The sequence below is a fragment of the Clostridium sp. UBA7503 genome (genome assembly GCF_002477055.1).
In the GTDB taxonomy this organism is placed as follows: domain Bacteria; phylum Bacillota; class Clostridia; order Clostridiales; family Clostridiaceae; genus Clostridium_J; species Clostridium_J sulfidigenes.
This window is the reverse complement of the sequence record NZ_DLNT01000018.1, coordinates 60,629-85,738: the sequence shown is the minus strand read 5'-3', so window position 1 is coordinate 85,738 and position 25,110 is coordinate 60,629. Positions and strand designations below refer to the sequence as shown.

Annotated in this window: 29 protein-coding genes and 1 pseudogene; 4 read left to right on the top strand and 26 right to left on the bottom strand. The window is 29.7% G+C overall.

The features are described 5' to 3' along the window. Positions 1-164: 164 nt before the first annotated feature. The 19 genes and pseudogenes from B3630_RS05200 to B3630_RS05105 all read right to left on the bottom strand — a co-directional run bounded on the left by B3630_RS05200 (position 165) and on the right by B3630_RS05105 (position 14,384). Positions 165-302, bottom strand: coding sequence for a GNAT family N-acetyltransferase (locus B3630_RS05200; protein WP_346896127.1), 138 nt, complete (start codon positions 300-302; stop codon positions 165-167). Between the two features lie 207 nt (positions 303-509). Then, positions 510-905: a hypothetical protein gene (locus B3630_RS05195; RefSeq protein ID WP_346869660.1), complete on the bottom strand. Its 396-nt coding sequence runs from the start codon at positions 903-905 to the stop codon at positions 510-512. Between the two features lie 445 nt (positions 906-1,350). Next, positions 1,351-1,569 carry a LexA family protein gene (locus tag B3630_RS05190; protein ID WP_346896125.1) on the bottom strand — a complete coding sequence of 73 codons (219 nt, stop codon included), beginning with the start codon at positions 1,567-1,569 and terminating at the stop codon, positions 1,351-1,353. Positions 1,570-1,673: 104 nt separating this feature from the next. After that, positions 1,674-2,582: a glycoside hydrolase family 25 protein gene (locus tag B3630_RS05185; protein ID WP_346896123.1), complete on the bottom strand. Its 909-nt coding sequence runs from the start codon at positions 2,580-2,582 to the stop codon at positions 1,674-1,676. A 51-nt stretch (positions 2,583-2,633) separates the two neighbouring features. After that, positions 2,634-2,879, bottom strand: coding sequence for a phage holin family protein (locus B3630_RS05180; protein ID WP_346896121.1), 246 nt, complete (start codon positions 2,877-2,879; stop codon positions 2,634-2,636). Positions 2,880-2,894: 15 nt separating this feature from the next. Then, the gene (locus tag B3630_RS05175; RefSeq protein ID WP_346896119.1) at positions 2,895-3,128 is read right to left on the bottom strand and encodes a hemolysin XhlA family protein; all 234 of its coding nucleotides are present in this window, start codon (positions 3,126-3,128) and stop codon (positions 2,895-2,897) included. 579 nt (positions 3,129-3,707) lie between these two features. After that, a pseudogene (ltrA, locus tag B3630_RS17450) lies at positions 3,708-5,062 on the bottom strand (group II intron reverse transcriptase/maturase). Between the two features lie 483 nt (positions 5,063-5,545). Next, positions 5,546-5,692, bottom strand: a complete 147-nt coding sequence (locus B3630_RS05160) for a hypothetical protein (protein ID WP_346896113.1) — start codon at positions 5,690-5,692, stop codon at positions 5,546-5,548. Then, positions 5,693-5,938 carry a hypothetical protein gene (locus B3630_RS05155; RefSeq protein WP_346896111.1) on the bottom strand — a complete coding sequence of 82 codons (246 nt, stop codon included), beginning with the start codon at positions 5,936-5,938 and terminating at the stop codon, positions 5,693-5,695. A gap of 10 nt (positions 5,939-5,948) precedes the next feature. Then, on the bottom strand, positions 5,949-7,253 hold the full coding sequence (locus tag B3630_RS05150; RefSeq protein ID WP_346896109.1) for a hypothetical protein: 1,305 nt from the start codon (positions 7,251-7,253) through the stop codon (positions 5,949-5,951). A 1-nt stretch (position 7,254) separates the two neighbouring features. After that, the gene (locus tag B3630_RS05145; RefSeq protein ID WP_346896107.1) at positions 7,255-8,307 is read right to left on the bottom strand and encodes a siphovirus ReqiPepy6 Gp37-like family protein; all 1,053 of its coding nucleotides are present in this window, start codon (positions 8,305-8,307) and stop codon (positions 7,255-7,257) included. Between the two features lie 3 nt (positions 8,308-8,310). Next, positions 8,311-9,165 carry a phage distal tail protein gene (locus B3630_RS05140; protein ID WP_346896105.1) on the bottom strand — a complete coding sequence of 285 codons (855 nt, stop codon included), beginning with the start codon at positions 9,163-9,165 and terminating at the stop codon, positions 8,311-8,313. Then, positions 9,158-11,329 carry a hypothetical protein gene (locus B3630_RS05135; RefSeq protein ID WP_346896103.1) on the bottom strand — a complete coding sequence of 724 codons (2,172 nt, stop codon included), beginning with the start codon at positions 11,327-11,329 and terminating at the stop codon, positions 9,158-9,160. The genes B3630_RS05140 and B3630_RS05135 overlap by 8 nt, the downstream gene beginning before the upstream one ends. 42 nt (positions 11,330-11,371) lie before the next feature. After that, positions 11,372-11,518, bottom strand: a complete 147-nt coding sequence (locus tag B3630_RS05130; RefSeq protein ID WP_346896101.1) for a Com family DNA-binding transcriptional regulator — start codon at positions 11,516-11,518, stop codon at positions 11,372-11,374. A gap of 72 nt (positions 11,519-11,590) precedes the next feature. Continuing rightward, positions 11,591-12,199, bottom strand: a complete 609-nt coding sequence (locus B3630_RS05125; RefSeq protein WP_346896099.1) for a bacteriophage Gp15 family protein — start codon at positions 12,197-12,199, stop codon at positions 11,591-11,593. Beyond that, on the bottom strand, positions 12,199-12,540 hold the full coding sequence (locus tag B3630_RS05120; protein ID WP_346896097.1) for a DUF6673 family protein: 342 nt from the start codon (positions 12,538-12,540) through the stop codon (positions 12,199-12,201). Before B3630_RS05120 ends, B3630_RS05125 begins: the two co-directional genes overlap by 1 nt. A gap of 15 nt (positions 12,541-12,555) precedes the next feature. Further along, positions 12,556-13,050 carry a hypothetical protein gene (locus tag B3630_RS05115; RefSeq protein ID WP_346870780.1) on the bottom strand — a complete coding sequence of 165 codons (495 nt, stop codon included), beginning with the start codon at positions 13,048-13,050 and terminating at the stop codon, positions 12,556-12,558. Beyond that, the gene (locus tag B3630_RS05110; protein ID WP_346896095.1) at positions 13,043-13,483 is read right to left on the bottom strand and encodes a chloramphenicol resistance protein; all 441 of its coding nucleotides are present in this window, start codon (positions 13,481-13,483) and stop codon (positions 13,043-13,045) included. Before B3630_RS05110 ends, B3630_RS05115 begins: the two co-directional genes overlap by 8 nt. A gap of 466 nt (positions 13,484-13,949) precedes the next feature. Next, entirely contained in the window at positions 13,950-14,384 is a 435-nt protein-coding gene (locus B3630_RS05105; RefSeq protein WP_346896093.1) for a sigma factor-like helix-turn-helix DNA-binding protein, read from the bottom strand. Between the two features lie 331 nt (positions 14,385-14,715). Between B3630_RS05105 and B3630_RS05100 the strand changes: the two genes are divergently transcribed. Continuing rightward, entirely contained in the window at positions 14,716-15,159 is a 444-nt protein-coding gene (locus tag B3630_RS05100) for a helix-turn-helix domain-containing protein (RefSeq protein ID WP_346847974.1), read from the top strand. 51 nt (positions 15,160-15,210) lie between these two features. Further along, positions 15,211-15,639: an ImmA/IrrE family metallo-endopeptidase gene (locus B3630_RS05095; protein ID WP_346896091.1), complete on the top strand. Its 429-nt coding sequence runs from the start codon at positions 15,211-15,213 to the stop codon at positions 15,637-15,639. Positions 15,640-15,736: 97 nt separating this feature from the next. Here B3630_RS05095 and B3630_RS05090 read toward each other — a convergent pair whose 3' ends face one another. The 3 genes from B3630_RS05090 to B3630_RS05080 form a co-directional block, all read right to left on the bottom strand. Then, on the bottom strand, positions 15,737-17,014 hold the full coding sequence (locus B3630_RS05090; protein ID WP_346896089.1) for an FAD-dependent oxidoreductase: 1,278 nt from the start codon (positions 17,012-17,014) through the stop codon (positions 15,737-15,739). Next, positions 17,011-18,006, bottom strand: a complete 996-nt coding sequence (locus tag B3630_RS05085) for a sulfide/dihydroorotate dehydrogenase-like FAD/NAD-binding protein (RefSeq protein WP_346896087.1) — start codon at positions 18,004-18,006, stop codon at positions 17,011-17,013. The genes B3630_RS05090 and B3630_RS05085 overlap by 4 nt, the downstream gene beginning before the upstream one ends. A 110-nt stretch (positions 18,007-18,116) precedes the next feature. Continuing rightward, positions 18,117-19,232, bottom strand: a complete 1,116-nt coding sequence (locus B3630_RS05080) for a D-alanyl-D-alanine carboxypeptidase family protein (protein ID WP_346896085.1) — start codon at positions 19,230-19,232, stop codon at positions 18,117-18,119. A gap of 127 nt (positions 19,233-19,359) precedes the next feature. Between B3630_RS05080 and B3630_RS05075 the strand changes: the two genes are divergently transcribed. Beyond that, positions 19,360-19,941 carry a DUF2953 domain-containing protein gene (locus tag B3630_RS05075; RefSeq protein WP_346896083.1) on the top strand — a complete coding sequence of 194 codons (582 nt, stop codon included), beginning with the start codon at positions 19,360-19,362 and terminating at the stop codon, positions 19,939-19,941. After that, entirely contained in the window at positions 19,942-20,370 is a 429-nt protein-coding gene (gene ytfJ / locus B3630_RS05070; RefSeq protein WP_346870788.1) for a GerW family sporulation protein, read from the top strand. It abuts the gene before it with no gap. Positions 20,371-20,535: 165 nt separating this feature from the next. Here ytfJ and scpB read toward each other — a convergent pair whose 3' ends face one another. The 4 genes from scpB to B3630_RS05050 form a co-directional block, all read right to left on the bottom strand. Further along, positions 20,536-21,270: an SMC-Scp complex subunit ScpB gene (gene scpB, locus B3630_RS05065; protein ID WP_346870789.1), complete on the bottom strand. Its 735-nt coding sequence runs from the start codon at positions 21,268-21,270 to the stop codon at positions 20,536-20,538. Beyond that, positions 21,263-22,009 (bottom strand): segregation/condensation protein A, encoded by a 747-nt coding sequence (locus B3630_RS05060; protein ID WP_346896081.1) that lies wholly within the window; start codon positions 22,007-22,009, stop codon positions 21,263-21,265. Before B3630_RS05060 ends, scpB begins: the two co-directional genes overlap by 8 nt. A 361-nt stretch (positions 22,010-22,370) precedes the next feature. Next, complete coding sequence (locus B3630_RS05055; protein WP_346870791.1) at positions 22,371-23,567, bottom strand: D-alanyl-D-alanine carboxypeptidase family protein; 1,197 nt, start codon at positions 23,565-23,567, stop codon at positions 22,371-22,373. Between the two features lie 209 nt (positions 23,568-23,776). After that, the gene (locus B3630_RS05050; protein ID WP_346896079.1) at positions 23,777-25,081 is read right to left on the bottom strand and encodes a pyrimidine-nucleoside phosphorylase; all 1,305 of its coding nucleotides are present in this window, start codon (positions 25,079-25,081) and stop codon (positions 23,777-23,779) included. Between the last annotated feature and the right edge of the window lie 29 nt (positions 25,082-25,110).

The window sequence follows — 25,110 nt, the reverse complement described above, 5'->3', positions numbered from 1 at the left end:
TTATTTTTATCTATATTCTTCATAAAGTATCCCATATCTATAGGAATCATTCCATATAGGTTCTCCATCTAGAGTTCTCTAGAAAAACATATCTTAAAGCATATGTCCCTCTCTCCTCATATATAATCTCTCCAAAAGCTTCTATGAAGATTCATTCTTCACATTTACCCTGCCACTATTCTATGACATTTCTTCTCCTCAAACCCATATTTTAATATTATCCTACACGCTTCTGTTGCATATCCTTGTTCATAAAATTTAGGATTAAAAACATAACCTAACTCCCACCGCTTGATTAACATACTTTTGTATATTTCCTATTATTCCCATAATAGATTTTATACTAAATTTAAAATAAATAAAAATAAGGCTAGTAAGACTTTCATTAGTCTACTGCCCTTAATTTCACTATTGTAAATTATATAAATTTATTTTATAATTAAAACATTTTTAGTTTAGCTAATTTAAAAATTCATCTTGAAAATATGATAGTAGCACTTTTAGAATCACTAAGCAATTCCTAATGCTACATTTACCATTTTATTTGTTCTTGTAGATGCTGCTATTATCTTTTCATAGAGTTCATTATCATTATATCCTTGATTTAAATATTTATTTTCATAATACTCAAAAGGTAGATTAGAATTATTAATACTTAATTTTTCTGCCAACATTCTATCTGCCATTAGCTTTCTAGCTTGTGCTCTATACTTATTTCTTAAAAAGTGAGCTTGCTTTGCTTGTTCTTTTATTGATAATGATTTATCTATTTCATTAATAATATTTTTATCACGTTTATTATACCATATTCTTACTTCTAAATTGTCTAATTTCCCTATTAATTTCTTGTATCTATTAAAATTATTTGCTGTTCTTACCTCTTTAACCTTTCTTACATATTTCATTTTTCTTTCTTAATTATTATATCATATTTGTTAAAATCTATCAAACCGCATCTTTATATACCCCTTTTAATCATATCACCTATAATCTTAATTCCTCCAAACCCGCATGAATAAAACAACTATTTAAATATTTAAATAGTTTCCTATATAAATTATAAAGTCCGTTAACATTCATTTGATCACTTCTTTGTGCTACTTATAAATATCTAATAGAGTTTCTTTTAACAGCTACATATAAATTTTAAAACTTTGCTTCTTCTAGACCTTCAATATACAGACATAGGCTATTCTTCTATTCATAAGTATGAAATTAGTATCAATCCTAATAATGAGAGCATAAAAGTATTTCTAATAAACTTAACATCTATATTTCATATTTAAAAGACTAGGTCTCAGTATAATTAACCTAATCTTTACTCATATAAAATACAATCCTATTAAAATTCTATATGTTGTATTTTTTTACTACTCTTATACTCCTTGGAGATTCTCTTTTTCTTGTTATATATCCCTTTTCTTCAAGCTTATTTAAATGTGCATGAACTGTAGATGTAGATGTTATACCTACAATATCACATAACTCTCTAACTGTTGGTGAAATACTCTCCATCTGTACATATTCATTTATGGCATTAAGAACTATCCTTTGCTTTTTAGTCAACATTTTATAACCCCCTATAAATACATTTTATCAAACATTTGTTCCCTTTTCAATTATGTGTTTATAAAAAGACTAATAAATATTTTACTCCCTACTAGCCTTAAATATTATTTACCTAACTTCTTACAATAATCTATAGCCTTATCTAATGTTTCCTCTCTATTCTTACCCTGTATAAGTACATTTGTATGTCCACTCTTATTCTTAGCTTCTCCTACTGCAATAACTGTTTTATATTGTCCGTAATGTGCATATGGTCTTAAACAGTTTATTGTTGGACAGTTTAACCTATCTGCCATTACCTCGGCTATAGCTTGGTCTGTTGCATTTGAATATTGTATAATATAATCCATTTTCTTTTCTTCTTTGCTATCTGTATTAGGTTTTGGTTTTGTTGGTTTAGATGTATTCGCTTTAGGATTAATTAATCCAGGATAATTAACATAGCAATAGTTCATATCTACATTCCCACTAATACCATTTACTCTTCCATCACTAGCATATTGCCACATATCATGTTTACCTTTATAATTACAAGTTGTATTATATTGAGCCACCCACTTAACCCACTTATTAAACCTAGCATCTGTTAGTTTATTATTAAACCAAGATGTATTTGCATAAATCCCAGCCCAATAACCAGCCTTTTCTATAGCATTGCAAAATACCTCTGCCATATCTGCTATAAGTTTATTAGAGCACTTCCCTGTAGTTCTTGCATCTTCTAAATCATAATAAACTGGATAATCTAATTTATAACCTTTTAATAATCTTAATACATGATCCGCCTCACACTTAGCTTGAACTGTTGATGTTGCATAAGAATAAATATAAACTCCAAATTGTATTCCAAGTCTTGTACATTCCTTAGCATTTCTATGGAATTGCCTGTCATCCTGGCTTGTTATGTTATCACCATATCCTATACTTAAAATTGCATAATCTATTTGACTTTTAACTTTATTCCAGTCTATGTTCCCTTGGTGGTGCGATACATCTATACCTCTTAATTTCATAATCAATTCCTCCTTAGATATAAAAGAGTGAGATTGCTCCCACTCTGTAAACTACTTATTAATTTGTTTTATAAGTTGATTTGTATAAACACTAACACCTACTACTAGAACACCTTGAATTATAGCATTTATATCAAAGCCCATAAGTGCTATAGCTAGACCTATACCTATAGGTAATAGTATTAATGGTATATATTTATCTTTTATTCTTTCTGTACCTTTTAAAATCATACCTATAATATAAAGTACTGGTATTAAAATTAAAGCATTTTCTGTAATGTAATTAATAATCTCCATAATTATATCTCCTTCCTATTTAAATAAATTAGTTTGAATTGCATAAAAAAAGAACCCTAGCAAACTTGTAGCCATAAGTCCTATTAACCAATTTATACTCTTTGTCTGTGCTTCAAGCTTTTCGCAGAGATTATCCATCTTAACATCTGTAGCAGCTCTTCCTCTTTCAAGTTCATCAATGCGCTCACTATGATTATTAATTCTTTTCTCATGTACTTCTAATTTATGTTTTATCAATTCATCATTCATATTTCACCTTCCTAATTTAAAACTTATACCTATAATTATTTCTATTATTTATATACAAACTCTATACATATAATTGATTTATATACTTCTTGTGTTATTGTTGATATATTCATACTTAAATATTTTACTACTACATCTTTTATTTTGTGTGATATAAGTAACTCCCCTCGCAATTATCTAAATAAAAATAGCATACAAGAGCTGTAGATATACTTGCACTAGCATTCAAAAGTCTATCCAATAATACTTTAACTATAAATATAACAGATTTTTCTAACAACACCTTTAAATACAACATCACCTTACACTTTCTTGTAATATAAACTCATATTCCTAATCTAGAATAATTCTTACAATATTTAATGTTCCTAATAGCCATATTATTCTAATTCCTATGCCTACTAATATAATCTTTATATAATTTTTGCTTCAATTATATATATCTTTTAACTATACTTATATACTTTATTTTCCGTCCTCTCACACCACCATGCGTACCGTTCGGTACACGGCGGTTCAATAGAATTACCTACATATTAAATAACTTTCAGTTAATGTTATAAACCCTTGTTCTTTTAGCTAGTTGTTAGATAATATTATTGCTAAAACAGAGCTGTTGGAGATTCTCCAATAGCCTTTTCTTGTGTTTGCATATCCCCACGCTTTGAAGCTATCTAATCCTAATTTAACTAGATTATCATGTTTTGTTTTAATTTTCTTCCACTGCTTCCAATAGCATAGGCGTAGCCTTCGTCTTAGCCATTTATCTAACTCTCTTAACGTACCTTTTAAATCTGCTAACTTAAAGTAATTAATCCAACCAATTATTATTTGTCTTAATTTTACTGCACGATATTCCATGCTCATTGCATTGCTTCGCCCAGTAATTTTCTTAAGCGTAGCTTTTAATTTTTCAATGGATTTACTGTGTACTCTTATTCCCATCTCATTTTTCTTGTTATAAAATGAGAATCCTAAATACTTTAACTTCCACGGTCTATCGACCTTACTTTTGTCCTTATTCACTTTGAGTTTTAAATCTTCTTCTATGAACTTTGTGATACTATACATTACTCTTTCTGCGCCCTCTTTGATTTAACATATATATTACAATCATCAGCATATCTACAGAAATTTAATCCTCGTTTTGCTAGTTCTTTATCAAGTTCATTTAATATGATATTGCTAAGCAATGGAGATAAATTACCTCCTTGAGGTATGCCTTTCTCCGTAGTATTTACTGCTCCGTTCATCATCACACCTGCTTGTAGATATTTTCTTATTAGAAAAATTACCCTAATATCTTTAACCTCTTTATAAACTAATCCTATTAGCTTATCATGGTTTACAGTATCAAAGTATTTCTCTAAATCTATATCAACATCCCACTTATATCCATTATCCATGTACTGTTTACATTTTAGAACTGCTTGATGAGCGCTTCTATTTGGTCTAAATCCATAACTATTCTCAGAAAACTTCTCTTCAAATATTGGGATAAGCACTTGAGCAATGGCTTGTTGTATCCTTCGGTCAACTGCCGTTGGAATTCCCAGTGGACGCTTCTTTCCATTTTGTTTTGGGATTTCTGCACGTCTAACTGGATTTGGTTTATAGCTACCGTCCAATATAGATTGCCTGAGGCTATCGCCATTTTCTTTTAAGTATTGTAGAAGTTCATCTACTTTCATACCATCAATACCATGACTTCCTTTATTAGCTTTAACTCTTTTAAAGGCTTGATTTAGATTGTTTCTATCTATAATCTTCTCTAGCAATCCATTGGAGTATTTAATTTTGGCGTCTTGTCGCTTTTCTAACGTCAATGAAATGCTAGGTGCTCCTACATACTCTTCGAGTTCCACTCTATCCTTCCGTAGGTAACCTTCTCTATGAAGTTGTCTGCTTTCATCACATTTCTTTGTGTTCTTCAAAGTTTCAAAACCTCCTATCGTTCAGTGCTTCCACTCGCTTTCGCGATTAGCGAGAGTACTATGACCTCTGCTGACTTCTCAGACTTCAGCTATGTATCACTACATAGGTTATTGCTTCAAAATTCATTTCTACAATGTATATCTAAGACCTCCCCAGGTAAGAACATAATCTTTCTCTCCATCTATCTGCCACATTTACATTACCTATTTTCGAGTAGTTATTGGGCTTTAGTTTGATTATCAACCTCACCCATAGGTACTGCCTTATATGTAGTTTCTGTTCGTCAGACCAGAGATTTGCCGCTGACTTCCTTCAGATTCCACCTCACGGTGGACACCCTTGTCTTAAGCTATACACTTACCACTACTAGGTCATGTTATGGACTTTCACCCTTAAGATTACGCCCATGCTGGGCGCACTAAGTAAAAGAGACTAGAATTAAATCTAATCTCTTTTCTATTAAATCATTTCACAATATCAGTCTATTGTTGCTGAACTTGTTTTATTGCTACTATTTCATTATACTCTTCCTTGGTTATTTGATTCTTAACAACTCTAGCTTGAAGATACTCTTCATCAGCTTTTCTCATAATCCACATATTTTTTAAAAAATTATAAAAAGGATTCATCTATATCACTCCCATCATTAATTTTTCAAGAGCTTCCATTCTTTGCTCTAGTGAAGGTTGTTGAGGTGTAGTATCTGATGGCTGATTTTCTAAAATAAATTGATATTCTTCATCTGTAACTTCTCTGACTTCAACCTCTTCACTTGTAAACCCACAATTTAATGCATTTTGAAGTTCTGTTTCTATATTACTAAAAGATGATGAAACTATTATTTTATTAGTAGACTTTTCTATTGCAATTATCATTTTTATCCTCCTATCCTAATGCTTCAATAATCATCAATATTGTATCTTCCGGCAATGCTCCATAGACTTCCCAAATAAGATTAAAACCTATATCCGTAAATTTACACGTTGCTCTATTGTATGTGTTGCCTGAGTGTAACATTATAATTCCCATAGTATTACTGTTACCAGCTAAAGTTCCATTTCCGTAACGATATAACGTAGCGTAACCAACACCATTATAAACTCCATCACTATCATAATCAGGTTTATTTTTTAGCGTTGCATGTATTCTTAAAAATTTTGGCTTAAATCCCAAATCAAAACCTTGTGTTCCAACCGTATTGATTACTCTTGAAGATATTCTTACAGTTTTGTTCTGAAGTGAAACGATACTGTTTTTCATTGAACCAATACCATTTAAAAACACATCTCTAAACGGATAAGTTTCACTTCCTATGTTAATCTGATTTGCCTGAGATGTGATTGGTCTAATTAATCTTTGCCCACTATCATTTCCAATTACAATCTGACAAGATGCTAAACTGCCACCTCCGTCAGAACAAAGTTTCATATGTGTTCCGGTACCTTGAATTGTTTGGAACCCTGCTTCATCAGTGTACAGAGTAAGATTACCTATCTTTCCACCATTGTTAAAAAAATTTATAAAATCTTCCAATTTTGAAGTGTGTGTATCAATCTGTTTCTGCAAATTTCCAGCTGCATCAGTACTTAACTGATCTTTAACATGTTGAAACCATACTTCAAAGGAGTTATTATATTGAGCAAATAAATCCGTAGTATCTATATTTTGCATTGGATTATATACATAACCACAATATTCTTGTATAGGTCTCAAGTCTGTTATATTTGCTTGTACTATTTGAGTTGTCCCCTTTTTAACTAATACATCTGCAAGTCCTAATTCCCATATATCATCATCCCTTTGTAAATCAGGTGCTGAATAAGAAGTAGTTCCATAAGCACCCTTTTTTACTTCTATAGATATTTTTCTATTTATCCTATCTAACCTTGTTACAATTCTATCTATTCTATTTAAATCTGAGCTTGCTGGCTCAAGAATTATTTCTCCATCAAAATTATCATAAGCATAATAACCGTTTATAAAACAGCTACCTGCTTTTACTTTCAATTTCATCAAGTCATTAACCATTACCTGAAAATTATTTGATGGATTGGCATATACCCCATTACTTAAAAATTCACTATGATATTTTGCAAAATATTCTTCATCCACAGCCCTATCATAAATAGGAAGCCCACTTTCGTCTATATCTACAATTTCGCTAGGAAATATTCCACTTATAATTGACATTTTATTTCACCTCTCTATTTAATTTTTGCATTATTGTTTTTTCTTCTTTACCAAATACTATAGAAATATCGTGCTTATTATTTTCATACACTTCAGTTATTTCAGTTATTCGCTGATTAACTACTATACCTAATTCATTATCTATATAACTACATAAATCACCTAAATCATAATCTACTTTATATTTAAGATTAGATATAGAATTGACTGTGGTATTAACATTTTCAACAATTCCATATTCATATAGTTTTTCAATCCCCTTTTGATATAACACTTTTTTATACTCCTCTAGTGTCAATTCATCTTGTTTATCTCTGACTTCAAGGAAAATCTCTCTACGCTCATTACCATTGGTTAAATCTATAGCAGTAATTACTTTAATACCGCCCTCTCCTTCACCAACTACATAAGCAAAGTTTTTATACTCTTTATGGTTATACTCGTAGGTAGATGTAGAGATATTCTCATATTCATCACTAAATACAACAATTGAATTTAAACTTTGATTTTCAGTTCTATCTATTCCTTGCCACACTTCAAAGTACATCTTATTCTCCTCATAGTTATATTTAACTCTTATAGATGACTCTTGAGTACTTGTAATATCATATATTTTTTCGCATAGATTTTCATACCCTACTTGCAATGCAATGCCTGTGCCTACTCCATTAACATTACCTAATTTAAGATTATTTATGGGTTTATTAGCAATTGCAAAGTTATTTACAAGATTTCTAACTATATTTTCTACTGTTCCATTCAAATTTTGTATTTTATCTATAACTCTGTAACTAAGTAAAGCCTCTATAAATCTACCTTTAATAGTGCATTGACTATCTTCATTTATATAAGAATAAGTTTCTATAATTCCAACTTCTCTAAAGCTAGAACTATAAATATACTCTCCCCTTCTTAATAGCTGAAAATATTTTGAATCTATATATAACTCATACTCCCCAACATTGTAATATCTTCTAGTCCATATAAGAGATGTGAAACCATCTATAAATCCTATTGGTTCAAATTTGTTATTTAGTATAATTAGTTCTACCATATCCTACACCCCAAAGAATTCAGCTGTCCACTTTGGATAAACATTAAGATTTGTATATCCTTTATCAGCACTATATTTTAATATATTTTCTCCTACCTGCATGTCAATAAAAGAGCTAGAACGATCCATTTTTTGAGAAATATTTTTCCCATTTAGTTCTATCCTCTTAGTACCTTTATTCGTATTAATTGTGAGAATATCACCAGGCATCAAGTCCACTACTATCCTTAAAAATTTTCCTGTAGTTAAGTTTTCTATCTTTGGATTGCTCACCTCACCCTTTGCCATAAATGAGATAATTAACCCTGTATCTTTATCTCCATTATTAATTATTGTAGCCTCTTGTCTCAATACTTTAGCCGACATAATCATACCCCTTGCTGGAATAGTGAAAGGTACAGTAATACTATTAATTTTACCAGCCATATTTTTACTAAACTCTCTCTCATCTTTAAAAAATGGATTAGGACATATCAAATTAATAATAAATTTAAGTGGATCATATAAATTCTCTCTACTATCTTTAAAACCTGCTACCTCATAATTAATTACCCTCTTAACTCCAGAGTAGTTTACATACAACTTTCCAGTCAAATAAGGATTAAAAAATCTAATTAGGTTTTGTCTTCTAGTTTCTGTATCCTCTGTTGATGGATATTCTGCTGTAATAGTTATAAGTCTTGATTCTACTCTTTTACTTTTAACAGTGCCACCATCAAATTGTGCATTATTTACAATATCTACACTATATTCTGAGCTAGAGATTCCTTCTATATTTATTAATTTGTATAATTTATCCTTACCAATCTCTAAAATCTTGCCATTACATTCTAATTTAATATCTATATACTTATCCAAATGCAAGCTCCTTTCTTTGTATTTTTATTGCTCTCGCAACTTCAGATGGTGATTTTACTGGTTGATATATATTAATAATCTCATTAACACCGTTATCATTATTATTTACTATGGAATATGGTGTTTCCATAGCAGCTCTATAACTAGAGTTCATTGCCATATTGCCGGAAACTTTAGTAGTTTCAAAATCAATTGTAGCTTTCATTTTTCTTGTTAGATCTTGTAAATTGCCCCCTACTTCTTTTTCAAGATTTGGAGTTTCTACATCAATACCTACACCAATACCTTTAATAAGGTTTTTACCTATCATATCTCTAAATAGAGTTGATGGTGAGTGAATTCCAAAAAAGTCTTTAAATCCATTTGCTATACTACTGGCTACATTTCTTACTGTATCAACTACTGCACTAACCCCTGCTATAAGACCATTTTTTAAACCCTCCAAACAGTTTGTACCAATTTGTTTCCAATCAGCTTGAGCAAAAGCTCCTATAATTGCAGCTATTATAGTGGGTATATTACCTATTAACGTAGGAATTGCTATAATGAGTCCCTGTATTAGAGCCATTATTATTTGAATTGCCGCACTTATAATTGCTGGCAAATTATTTATAACTGATAATACTATTCCATTTATTATCTTTGGTATTTCCATAATTAATTGAGGTAATGCTCCAATTATTCCTTGTATTAAAGCCATTATTATTTTAATAGCTGCATCTATAACTTGTGGAAGATTTGTTATGATGGTATTTACTATATTTAATAATGCTTGTACAGCCATTGGAATTAACTCTGGTAACATTGCTGCTATTCCATTAATGAGTGCCACAAGAATATCTATACCACTCTGAATTATAAGTGGTAAATTTTCTCCTATAGATGTAATAATAGTTGTTATGGCTTGCATTACTAGTGGTATTAACTCTGGTAACATTGCTGCTATTCCATTCATAAGTGCTAAAACAATTTGAAATCCACTTTCTATAATTAATGGTAAATTTTCTGTTATCAATGTCATAATACTTATAATAGATTCTTGTACTAAAGTTATTAACTGTGGAATAGCTCCTACTAATCCTAATAACAATTCAGATATTAAAGTAATTCCTAGCTCAAATATATTAGGTAACATAGAAATAATACCTTCAGCTAATTGTATTATTATTTGTATTGATGATTCAGCTATTGCTGGCATATTTTCTTGAAATCCAGTTATTAATGATTCTATAATTGAAACTGCTACTTCCATGAATTCAGGAGCCTTGTCAGCTATTCCTGTAATTGCCTGGGTAAATACGTCTCCAACACTACTTGCAAGTCCTTTAAATCCACCTTCATTAAATGCTGAAGATAATTGTCCTATCATATCCGTTGCTGAATCTGTTATTTCTTTTAACGGGGCATCTACGCTATCACTCATATCTTTTCCAAGACTCATTAGTGAGCTTTTAAATATTGTAACTCCACGGCCTAATCCATCTTCCATGGTTGCTGCTGACGCATTTAAGTCTTCTATTTCTTTTCCTGCATTTTTACTAAAATCTGCTATTTTAGATACCCCTTGTGCAAACTCTTTTCCAGCTTTAATTCCATAAGAGCCAACTTTTCCAATAGCTTTAATAGTCCCACTAAAAGCAGCTGATGTAGCCTTACCAATTTTTGATGATATACTTTTAAATGCATCTACTCCGGCTTTACCAACAGTATTAGCTATCTTCCCAAATGCTCCCTTTCCTGATATTCCAACATCAGAACCAATTCTTTCAAAAGCTTTTCTACCATAATCTATAGTTGAAGATGCCATTTTTAACCATCTTGTTTCTTTTATTGAGTCTGTCACTATCATTGCTGAAAGTTTAATATCGGTTTTTAGTGTATTAAAGATTCTTCTTATTTTTTCTGAAAGTCCTCCTACTTTTTCTTCAAAAGTTTTCGCTATCGACTCAAAGAAACTTATCTTAGAAAGCCCTTTATTTAACCCTTGTCCAATTTTACCTATAGCAACAGAGTTAGCCTTAATTATTTCTTTTCCTGCTGCAGTAACTAATTTAGAAATAATTTTTGTACTTTTCTCTTTAGTTTTTTCACCTTCTGATTCTAAATTTTCTAATATACTTTTTAATGTTGCATTTATCTCTTCGTTTATACTTGTATTTGACATAATATCACCTGCCTTTTATAAAGCAGGCTATGGCTCACTACTCTATGGTGTGGCTCTAAGCTCTGGCTTTTCTATTTTTATATTTATTAACCTCTTACATCTACTACATTTTATTTCTCCTTTGATGTAATCAGCTTTAATTAACAATTTATTGCAAAATGGACATTTTACTTTTACTATGCAAATCACCTACCTTTACTAATAAAAAGTGCCTAGTTTTATAAGCACTTTTTATTAGTTTTTATAGTTAGAATACTAAAATTAAAGTATCCCCCTTAAGTCTCCATTTTCCATAAGAGCATTTTCAATTTCTGTAATCTTTTGTTTCTTAGATTTACTCATTGGAATAGCATGAATCCTCTTCATATTACTATAAAAATCCTTTTGTTCTTTGCTCATATTGGTATTTATAGTCATAGATCTGTATCCCATAATTTTTACTATTTCATTGTCTTCCTTTAGAGCTCTAAACATAGCTCTAAATTTCCACCAATGAAAGTATTCTATATCCTGAAGATCTATACCATATTGAGCGAAAAAAGCAGAGTATATATAGTCATCATCATAATCAAAGCAATATGCTCTTGTATCCTTTCCCATAGATACTCTACTATTTCCTGAGCTAGTTCTTTCGCCAATATCTTTTCCACCTCTATAAAACCAAAGGATTTGTTTAATCGCTTCTTCTAAATTATCTGGTATTACTGGATAATATAGAAGAAGAGCATTATATATCTTTTCTTTATCATCAAGCTCATCATCCTGCATCATTATCTCAAACAAAATGGATGTACGAAAATCGTAATTAATCTTATATTCTCTATTATCTATTTCAACTTTTCGAGGTAAAACATCAATTAAAATATTCATTATTTTTTAGAACGCCTTTGAACTCTATTAGAAGAATACTTATTAGCAATGAGTTCAATTTCTTTATTTTTCTCATTTATGCCTGTTATTAGAATCTCAAAAGCCTTTAAACATTCGAGTAAGTTAACTTTATCTCCAAATACTCTTTCATGAGTACCTTGTCCAAAAAGTTCATCAAAAACATTAAAGATGGCTTTGCACTGAGTTCTTATCCCTTCTCCAATTGACATACCCTTTGTTTCTTCTTCTATATTCATTACTTTTTTTATTGCTTTATCATATTTTTCTGCAACATCGGCATCAAATATATCTAATTCTAGCTCAATTCCATTAATATTCATTAAATATTCCTCCTACTAAATTGCAGTAAATGTTTTTGTTGCAGTATTGAATGTACCTTCTATAAAATCTCCTACTGCATTTAAGTTTCCTGATACTACAATAGTTTCTCCGCCTGCTCCAGCTAATCCAGCAACTTCACAACTTACTATAAATTTTCTAGCCTTATAAGTATTCTCACTTCCTTCTATTGGTTGAAATAGTTCAACTTTAACATAGTCAAATTGTGCATCTGCCCCTGTAAGATGATTTCTTCCAACATTATATAATGCCATTACTGCCCCTTCACTTTTAATTAAATCTGATGTGAATGGGAATTGTGTTTGGTATGACTTAATTGTAGTTGAAGATGATTTATCGTTAATATAAACTTTAGTATCAAGTTGAGCTGCTGGATTTTCATCTAATGTATTAAATCCAGCTCCCATTAATTCATATTTTTCTACACCTGTTGATTCACCTATATTTATATAATCTGCTATTTGATGTCTTTGTATTGATTCTCTACTCATTATTTTTTCCTCCTTCTTGGTAATATACCAATCTACATTCTATTTTATATTGTGCTTTATCTAGATTTTTTTCGAAAACATAACCACTTGTTAATGCTTCTATTTTTTGTGCCACTCTCCCATTATCTAATACTGGTAGATTATTAAGCTCTGATTGAAGTTCCAGCCACTTAGCAAAGTTTTCATAGAATTTACTATTAGCTATATTTTGTACTACATCTTGTCCGCATACTTCCCTACTAACAAACATGAAACAGTATTGTCTAAGACTAGTTCCATCAATATACTTTTTTAAAATTTGTTCTCTAGGAAGTTCTTCTATCATATAGGATACTGTATTTTCACCTAAGTAATTAATATTAATACCATCATTAATATTTGCTAGATAAGGACAGGTTCCTATATATTCTTTGATACTTTCTACTATATTCATTTCTACCTCCTCTACTGATTTATATATTTTCAATATCTATTAGCTATTTATTAAAATCATTGTCACAGTTTAAGAGCTTTGGTTACTAGTTTTTAAAATTGAATTAATTTATCTACACCTATTTAGCTAATTAAATTTAAATATATATTTTTACTTACTTTAAATTAGAGGCTATTCTTTCTTTTTAAATTATCCTAATGTATTTCAAAGAATTTATAAATCTTAATATGAAAGTCACCGCATTATTATCACCCCTTTCCTTTAGCTTCATTTCTTATTTGTTAATAAAACTTTTTAACCATAACTCATAGTGATAAATTAGTAATCTAAACTTTATTATTCTTATTTTAAAATTAAAAACTAATTCATTATCTTAAGACTCAACTTTTAATAACTTATCACCACTGCGATGATATTATTCTAGCACCTCTTTAAACCAATTATATAAAGAGAGTTTAAAAGGAATTTATAAAGAATTTAAAAAGAATATATTTGCAAGAGATTTGATAGCTTTTGACTTTATTGCTGATACATATTCTTCTGTAATATAAAGCTTTGCTGAAATATTTCTATTGCTTTCCTTCTGAAAATATCTCATTTCAATAATACTTCTTTCTCTATCTGTAAGAATTTCTAGAGCATTTTCAATCTTTTTTATTTCAGCTTCTTTAACTTTTATAGCATAATTTAATCTATTAATTTCAGCCTCTTTTCTTATTATCATATTTTCCACTGTTGAAGTAATCTTATTAGTTTTTCCTGTCTTCTCCACGTAATTTACACCACTTCCGTCATCATACTCATTTTCTAGTAACTCTATATCTAATTTTATATTTTTAATTTCTGCTTTCGTTTGATTAAAGTTATAAAGCATAGTTTCAATTTTTTTATTCATATTCATATTTATCCCCCTTGAATTTAATTCAATTTTTATTATTTATTCTTGAAATATTATATTGATTTAAATTCAATATAATATTTCATTTGTTAAAGACATATTTCAGCCTAAACTCCATTTATAACACGATTCACTATTATTGATTTATTTATCTAAATATACTTCATTTCTTATGTAACCCCCCATATTTGAATTTAATTCAATATTTATATTTTAATTTTATTGAATTAAATTCAAATTGTCAAGTCGTATTGAACTTTTTTTGATTTTATTTCAACTTGTGTTGATTTTACTTCAAATATGGTTATAATATAATTATAGGAGGTGTAAATATATGAATACACTGGGTATTAGGTTAAAAGAACTTCGAAAAAAACATGGATTAACACAAAAATCATTAGCAGATATCCTTTTAATAGATAATAGCTCAATTTCTAAATATGAGAATGATAAAGCAATACCGGAAAATGAATTGCTTCAAAGAATTGCCGATTTTTTTTCTGTATCTGTAGACTACTTACTTGGTAGAAGTGATATATCATCACCTAAAAAATCAACTTTTGATGATTTAGAATTAAATCCCAAAGATAAAAAAGATATTGAAAAAATTTTTAACAGTACCTTGGAGTCTTTAGAAAATCAAGAAGGACTTATGCTTTCGGGTAATCCTATTAATGATGAAGACTGGGAACTATTAAAATCTGCTATTCAAAATGGAATTGAGTATGCTAAGAAAATGAATAAGATAAAATATACCCCTAAAAAATATAAAAAATAATTTTAAACTTTATTTCGTAAAATTTAATGATGTTTTGGGGGGAATATAATTTTGGAAATTTCAAATTTAGTAAATAACTTAGTAAAAAAATATAAAACTAATGATCCTCGAGAATTATGTGATGCTCTTGGAATAAATGTTATGTACGAAGATTTAGGGTCTATTCATGGATTTTATCAATATGCTCCAAAAAATAAAATAATTCACTTAAATATTAGATTAAGTGAAATTGATATGTTATTTACTTGTGCTCATGAACTTGGCCACGCTATATTGCATAGTAATTTAAATATACTTTTTCTAGAAAGTAAAACTACTCAAGTTAAAGGTAAATATGAAATGCAAGCTGATCAATTTGCAGCTGAGCTATTGATTGATAAATCAATACTACTTAATTATGAAGGTTTATCCATAAACACTATTGCTAAATGCGAAAATATAGATATAAAATTTTTAAAACATAAATTTTTATATAAATGAATTATTAATAGTTTATTAATAAAACCATCAAGATATATTTAATCTCATATCTTGATGGTTTCTGTTAAATAGATTTATATTCTAAATTTCATGTATTCTATACTAATTTTTGATTGAAAATATTATCTAACTCTAACTTCCTCACCTTTTTTTGAATTTCTTCTGACTCTAAAATATAAAGTCCATTATCCTTCATTCTCTTAAAGTACTCGGCTCCTGCAAAGGTATATCTATTTCTTCTACCTTCTGTAGTTTGAACCTTTTCATTAGCATAAGCTATAATGTCTCCAGTAGCTAAATTTCTTGGAAGGGTTAAAAGTGGCATTCCAAGCTCATTTCTAACAGTATTATGTCCTGCTAATGAACCAGTTGTTATGGCTTCCGTATGTCCTACAAAAAGTCCGCTTTTTTCTCCAGCACAGAATAAATTATCAAGTCCTACAACTTTCATTTGATTACTTCTTGGTGCAACTGATAAATATCTAATGGAGTTTCCTTTACCACCTGCATATGGATCTACAAATTTTGCCTCTTCAAGACCTTCAATTTTTCTAAGTTTATCTAAGGGATAATAAGAAGTCATTAACTTAGCATGACCAGTATCTAAAAGCACTATATTTTCGGCAAATTCCTTTAGCGCATATTGCTGACAAACCTTTTGCTTTAACTTATCCGTATTTATATCTTCTGTTGGAACCTTTAATACTACTACTCCTGTTTCATCTAACTGTCTTACTATTTTCTCTGATAAACTATCCTTCTCCAACTTGCATGATCCACTGAAAGCACCAAATACATCTTCCTGTCTTTCACCTTTTATATCCTCTATACCTGCTCTATAACTAATACTTACTCTTGGTCCAAAGGCTGGGCATCTTAAGATACACATAGAACAACCATTTCCATAGCGTAAACAATTTCCCATAGGTCCTGTAGAACCAGTAGTTTCTACAAAGGCATCTGCTTCTATATATTCACCATTACTAAGATAAATTCCCTTTATATTAATCCCTTCCATATTTACATCTACTACACGGTTTACAAATCTAATTTTTATTCCCATTCTTTCAATGTGTCTTCTTACTGCTGGCTCTATTCTATTTACATTATAAAGCCATGCATGCTCATGCCCTGGAAAACCTATATTTTTGTGGAGTGTATTAGCATCAGTTATGTTGATTAAATCTCCAGCTCCTAGAGCTATAAGCTCCTCTGCTGCAGTATATCTTCCATTATTCCTCATAATCCCGCCAACATTTCCAAGTCCTAGTAATAAATCTGTTTTTTCAAATATTTCAACTTCAGCTCCGGCTTTACGTGCAGAAATTGCAGCTGCACAACCAGACCAGCCTCCCCCTATTATAACTATCTTCAATACAATCTTCTCCCTTCAAATATATATTTAGGACTGGTTTGCATCTTACACAATCTTCTCAATTTTTCATCATCATTCATAATTGTACAGCAACCACAAACCCCTTCCCCACAACACATTTTTGCATTATTGGAACAAGAGAATTCAATATTCTTATCATAAGCTTCTACTATTTTCATGATTTGATGACTAAGCACATCTGCACTGTCACAATGCACTAAAGCAATATTACCCTTAGTTAAAATTCCTTCTAAAATCTTTCTACACTTACAATCAAGAATTCCACCCATAAGCAATGTATTGGTTTTAATTATTTCTGTAGCATATTTTTTCAATTCCTTTTCTATAAATATTGTATCTAACGTTCCTTCATCAAGAATTACTGTAATTGTGTTTTCATTATTATATAATTTCTCCATAACAGGTACCATAGGTGCTTGACCTATACCTCTACATACTAAAACACAATGATTTCTTTTAATGGTATTCACTGAATCAAGTCCTAAAATTCCATTCCAAAAAGGACCTTTAATTAAAACATATTCATTAATATTTACATCTTTAAGTATGTTTGTTTTAAGTCCCTTTAATTCAATAGCCAAGGTAATAACATCATTTCCCGTATCACTATCCATAACACAAATCGGAGTATCAAAGGCTTGTTCACAATCCTCTTTTCTAATAAATACAAAGGAACCAGGACCAACTAATTCGCTAGCTAGTTTTTGAGTAACTTTAATCTTTAATATCATAAGCTTTTCATTTATTAGTTCTTTATCTATAATTTGAAATCTTTGATGTTTCCTTCCTTCCTTTGCCTTAAAATTGTTTTGCATAAATTCCTGATATATACATACTCCATTCCAATTTACGCAATCACAAAAGTCTTTGCCATCTAGGTGAGAACAAAGAATGCAATTTCCTGACTCAGCTAAATGACATGGACAGTATTCACTTCCACAATCTATACAGTTATATGGTTCATAGCCCATTACCTGTGCCTCCAAAATTACTATATTACCAGAATATTTCACAATAAGTTATTTGCTACTGTTTCCATGAAAAAAACCAAGGTTTTTTACCTTGGTTAATATTATTTATTCTATTCATCTTTATTCATCATGTATTTAATGTAATCCCATATTCCAATTTTTTCAATATCTTCTTTGGGATGAAGGGTTATTGCATATTTAGAGTTTAATTCATTGGTTATAGTAAGTATTCCTATATCATCTGTAGTTCTAATTGGTGTAGTTAACTCATAATTAGGTATAACAATATCTTTGACTATTTTTTCTTCCTTTCTAACAGGGAACATTAAATCTTCTTCAGCAACTAATGGTATTCCATTTTCTTTTCCCTTAACTTTTATATCTCCTATAATTTCACCAGCTTCGATAATCTTTTTATACTCATAATTATCTTTTACATATTCATAAATTCTCTGACTTTCTTTCCATCTTGGAACACAATTTAATGTTACTACAATTATTTCATTTTTATCTAGTTTAAAGGAACTAACAAGACATTTTCCAGCCTGTCCTGTATATCCAGTCTTAACTCCAGTACAATTAGGCTCTGAATATAAAAGTTTGTTTATATTATTAAATTGTTTTGTAAATTCTATTCCTTCTTCTCCCGTGATTAATTTAGTAGATACAATTTTATTAAATTCTTCAATCTCCTTAGCTTTTTTAGTTGCTATAGCTAAATCATATGCTGAAGAATAATGGGAGTTACTATCTAGACCATGAGGTGATTCAAAATGACTATCTAATAAGCCTATAGATACTGCAAATTCATTCATGACTTCACAGAACTTTTCTACAGTTCCACTAGTTCCTTCTGCAATAGCAATAGCACAGTCGTTACCTGACTTAAGCATAAGACCATATAAAAGTTCTCTTATGGTTACCTTATCTCCAGCCTTATATCCTACTTTAGAGCCTCTTATAGATGCTGCATTTTTAGATATTTCCACAACTCTATCTATATCTCCATACTGTAAAGTAACCAGAGCAGTTATTATTTTTGTTGTACTTGCCATAGGTATAACTTTATGGGCATTTTGATCAAATAAAATAGTTCCAGTAGCTGAATCTATAGCTATTGCAGATACTGCATCTACTCTTATTGGAGCTGCATCTACGTTTTTTATAGGAATACTCGCTATAGTAAATAAAAATATTAATAGAAAACAACATACTCTTCTTTTCATCCTTTTACACTCCCCACTTAAATTTGTGACTTATTCTCAAATAGTTTTATTTTTTTATATACTATGAATATATAAATCATAGTTGGATAGAATTGCAGATATAAAACTATGGAGGTTTAGTATACTAATGAAATATTTTTTATGGATTTTAGCCATAGTTACACTGATCTTATTATTTCCTATTCCAATAAAAATAACACTTATATATGCTAATGAAATTTTTACCTTAAAAATATATAATAAAGTGATAATTCCATCAAAAACTAAAAAAACTAAGGCTAAAAATGAAAACAAATGGAGTGATTATGTAAAAACTCCTAACGAAGAAAAAATTTCAAAATTGAAACTTAAAGATTTAAAAGGAATAATAGAACTCTTTATTAATTCTAAATTTAAATTTACTATACGCACTAAATTTAAAATGGACTACTCTATAGAAGATGCTGCTATAAACGCTATTATTTACGGCTTTTTATATCAAATTACAGCATTTTTTTCAACAATTTTAAATCTATTTTTTAAAGTTAAAAATTTTACTCCTACTATCAATATTAAATATAATGAAAATTTCTTTAAATTTGAAAGTACTAGTATAATTTTTATAAATATAGCAAAAATTATATACATGGTTATTGTAATTTTTTATCACCTTATCAAAGTACGAAAAATTTCTTCCTTTGATAAAGTGAATTTAAAGGAGGAATTTTAAATGGACGGTCATCCAATAGAAAATTTAATGAAGTCAACTATGGAAAATATTAAAAATATGATTGATGTGGATACAGTTATTGGTAATCCTGTAAGTGCACCTGATGGTACCACAATCATTCCAATTTCAAAGGTATCCTTTGGTTTTGCCTCAGGTGGAAGTGAATTTAAGGATACTAACTTAGATTCCTCTAACAGGCATCCCTTTGCTGGTGGATCTGGTGCTGGAATCTCCTTAAAACCAGTGGGGTTCTTAGTAGTACACAAAAATACTATAAGATTTCTTTCCGTGACTGAGTATAATCCATACGATAAGATAATCGATGCAATGCCTCAAGCCATTGATATGATTTCTGGGCTATTTAACAAAGATAAAGTCAATGGTGATAATTATTCTGAAGTCTATAACCCATGTGACCCTTGCGATTAACTCTAAGAAAAAAGGCTATTTAAAAATAATTCACTAATCTTTTTCTAATGTTGAGGATGTACTTTAATACTATAAGTACATCTTCAATATTTATTTAAGATTTAGTTTTTATTTTAAATATAGCCATAATATTATGTGTAATAGTAAAATATATTTATTTTATTATTAGAATTTCTTTTCTTCAATATCCTTTTCCTCTAATTCTACTAGCTCTTCATCTTCAATAAAATTATCTAAAGATGGTAATTCGCCTAAAGATGTAAAATCAAAATGCTTTAAAAATTCGTCAGTAGTAGCATAAAGATTTGGTCTTCCTATAACACTTTTCTTTCCTGATTCCTTTATTAGTCCTTTTTCTACTAAAGTACTAATAGCTCTATCACTTTTAACTCCTCTTATGTCTTCAATCTCTATTCTAGTTATTGGTTGTTTATAAGCAATTATAGACAGGGTTTCAAGAGAAGCTCTAGATAAGGATTGTCTAATATTTGTCTTTAACAGCATTTGAAGATAATCACTATTTATAGGTTTTGTACCAAGTTGATAGGCCTTATTGATACATATTAGTTTTACTCCCCTAGACTCATCTCTTTCATATACCTTTTCTAAAACCTTTAAAAGTTCTGTAGCAAATTCTACTGAACATTCTAAAATACTTGCTATAGTGTCTACTTCCAATGGGTCTCCAGTTACATATAATAAAGACTCTATTATAGAAAAATATCTTTCATATTTAGACTCGTCTATAAGATAATTTAACTGATGTTCTGATTCTTGAAGAACCTCTTCAATTTTATTTCTAGGATCAATATCTATACTTCCATCTTCTTTATTTACTCTACTTAAAATTTTATCATTAACTTCTGCATCTTCATGATTTAAATTAGTATGTTCATTCATCCCCCATCACTCCTTCTAAATATATTTCACCAAAGTTGCCATGTTGAACTACTCGTACATCCTTCAGCTTTATTAACTCTAACAAGGCTAAGAAGGTTACAATGATTTCCGTTTTACTTTTGCTCTCCTTTATTATACTAGTGAAGGCAGTATTTTTACTATGCAATAAAACTTCTTTTAAGTAATTCATCTTATCTTCTATTTTAAATAACTCAACCTGTACTCTGTCTTCTATGTTAAAGGTTTCATTCATCTTATTTTTATATATTTCCATAAGTTCAATATACATATTATATAAATCCATCATAGTTATGCCCTTAAGTAGCTCTTTGGCATCTTGCTTTTTTTCCCTGGTATCTTCAATTATTTCAGGCCTTTTAGTAAATATAATGCCTGTATTTATTTGTCTCTTGCCCAGAAATTCAGCTATATTTTTAAATTTCTTATATTGAACTAATTTATCTATAAGCTCTTGTGTATCATCAACCTCTTCAATCTCTGGTTCCTTATTTTTAGGAAGTAATACCTTAGATTTTAATTCAATTAATGTAGTAGCCATAACAATAAATTCTGAGGCAATATCTAAATCCAATTCCTTCATTTCATTTAGATATCCTATATATTGATTTGTTATATCTAAAATACTTATATTATATATATCCATTTGGTTCTTTTTTATTAAGTGTAATAAAAGGTCAAAGGGCCCCTCAAAGTTTGAAGTTTTAATTGTTAATGCCATGATTTCACCTTCCTTACAACAAATTTATCTGTATACTAAAAACTTCAATATATATTTTAGCATGAAAACACTCATTTTAAATTATACTCTAAATTTAGTTAAATTTACAATAGTAAAAATGATATCTTTCAATTATGACAATTATTATTTTGAAATCAAAAATTACAGCAGTTCATTTAAAAATAAAAAATCACCCTAAAAATCTTAGAGTGATTTTTTATATCAGCATTATACATTTGGGGTTGTATATTGTAACTGATAACTATAGCATTAAACTGAATTTTAAATTAACCTTTATATATATTTTTTACAGATATTTATTTTTTATTCTATATTATTAATATTTAAAAATTAAATATACTTATATTGAATGATCAAATATATTGGAAAATATATCTTTAACATTTTTAAAGAACTGAGATTGTTTCACTTCTCTATCACTATATAATTCTACTTTTCCTAATAATTCATCTCCATTATAAACTTCACAATAGCCAACAACATCACCAGCATTTATTTTTTTCAGTTCAGGATTAATATTTACTTTCTTTGTTAATTCTTCCTCAGTGCCTTTTTCTACGGTTACTTTTAAATCATCTTTTGCTTTTGCTATAAAGAAAGAATCCCCTTTTTTATTTAATGGTATTTGTTGCACATCTACATCTTTAGCTACTATAGTTTTACTTTGGTATTTAGAAAATCCAAAATCCATAAGCTTACTTGCATCTGCATTTCTTTGTTTATATGTAGGTGCTCCCATTATTACTGCAAGCATCCTTACATTGTCTCTAGTTGATGTAGCAGATATACAATACATAGCTTCTTGTGTAAATCCTGTTTTTAGACCATCACATCCTTTGTAAAATCTCACCAACTTATTATGATTAACTAATTCAATTGGTGTTTTTCTACCTTCTGATATAGTTTCCATATATATAGATGAATATTTTAATATGATTGGGTGCTTTAAAAGCTCTCTAGACATTATGGAAATATCTCTAGCAGTACTTAAATGTCCTGAAGCACTAAGACCTGTAGCATTTTCAAAGTGAGTATTAGTCATTCCAAGTTCTTTAGCTCTTTCATTCATTTTTACTGCAAAAGCTTCTTCACTGCCTTCTAAAAATTCTGCCATTGCCACTGCTGCATCATTTCCTGATGCTATAGCTATACCTTTTAGAATTTCTTCCACAGTTCTTACTTCTCCAGTGTCCAATATCATACTACTACCGCCCATGGATTTAACCTTTTCACTACAAACTATTTTATCTTGAAGAGTTATTCTTCCATCATCTAAAGCTTCCATAGCAAGTAGCATAGTCATTATCTTTGTAACCGAAGCAGGTGCAAACTGTTCATCTGCATTTTTTTCATAAATAGTTTTACCTGAATTAGGCTCTAATAGTATTACAGATTTTGCCTGTGGCTCAAACCCTATTACATTATCTGCAGGCTCATTTTTTATTTCATCATCAGCAAAGGCTGTTGGAAGGATTATAGCCTGCAATGAAAGTAGTACGGATAATAATAAAGTTAAAACAAATTTATTCTTTTTCATAACCGACCTCCAAAACAATTATTATGAGGTTATTTTTACCTCAATCTTAAAAATTATCCTAGAAATTTAGAAATTTTATTTTCTAAAGTTTCTTCCTATTTAGAGTTCCCTAATATAGAATTTATATCCTCAAGGTGCATATATTACTTTAAAAATAAAATGAAGCTATATAAAANNTTTTATATAGCTTCATTTTATATTAATATATACTAACTAATTACTTCATGGATTAGTGGTATATCATTTTTATAGCCTTCAACTATTTCATAGTTTTTTAAGATACCCTGATTAGCTTTTTCAATGAGACTTTCATTATTACTATGAATATATGCTATGGTGTCACCCTTTTCTACTTTATCACCACGTTTTTTATTTAAAACTATTCCCACGGCTAAATCTATTTTACTTTCTTTAGTGGCTCTTCCTGCTCCAAGCTCCATTGCAACTATTCCTAAGTTTTCAGCATGGATTTTTTTAACCACTCCTCTATTTTCTGCAATTACCGGTACTACATACTTAGCTTTAGGTAATAAATTTGTATTATCGATACAGTCTATATCTCCACCTTGAGCTTTAACAAATTCTTTAAGCTTTCCTATGGCTGATCCTGAAGTTATAGTCTCTTTTAACATAGCTTCAGCTTCCTCAGCAGTACTTGCTTTTCCTGCTAACATTACCATACGACTTCCTAAAACTAAAGAAAGCTTTAATAAGTCCTCAGGACCATTTCCCTTTAATGTATTTATGGCTTCTTCTACTTCTAAAGCATTACCTATAGCTAAGCCTAATGGTTGGTCCATATCAGAAATTACTGCCATAGTATTACGCCCAATATGTTTTCCTATAGAAACCATTTCTGTAGCCAATTCCTTAGCAGATTCTGTGTTTTTCATGAAAGCTCCGTCTCCAACCTTAACATCTAAAACTATAGCATCAGCTCCTGAAGCTATTTTCTTGCTCATAATGCTAGAAGCAATTAAAGAAACATTATCAACGGTTGCTGTAACATCTCTTAAGGCATATAACTTCTTATCAGCTGGTGCTAAGTCTCCAGTCTGGCCTCCCACAGCAATTTTAATAGTATTAACATTATTAATGAATTTTTCTGTTGGCATCTCCACTGAAAAACCTTTGAAAGCTTCTAACTTATCTATGGTTCCTCCCGTATGTCCTAGACCTCTACCTGACATCTTAGCCACTGGTATTCCCAATGCTGCTACCATAGGTGTAAGCACCAAAGTTGTAGTATCCCCTACTCCACCTGTGCTATGCTTATCTACCTTAACTCCTTGAATTTGACTTAAGTCTAACATATCTCCAGAATGTACCATTGCCATTGTTAAGTCTGAAGTTTCTCTCTTATTCATCTTTTGAAAATATATAGCCATTAAAAGAGCTGATACTTGATAATCTGGAATTTCTCCCTTTGTATAGCTCTCTACAAAATAATTTATTTCCTCTGTAGAAAGCTCTCTATCATTCCTCTTTTTTAGAATCAAATCATACATTCTCATAAAATACACCCCGCTCTATACCTTTATAT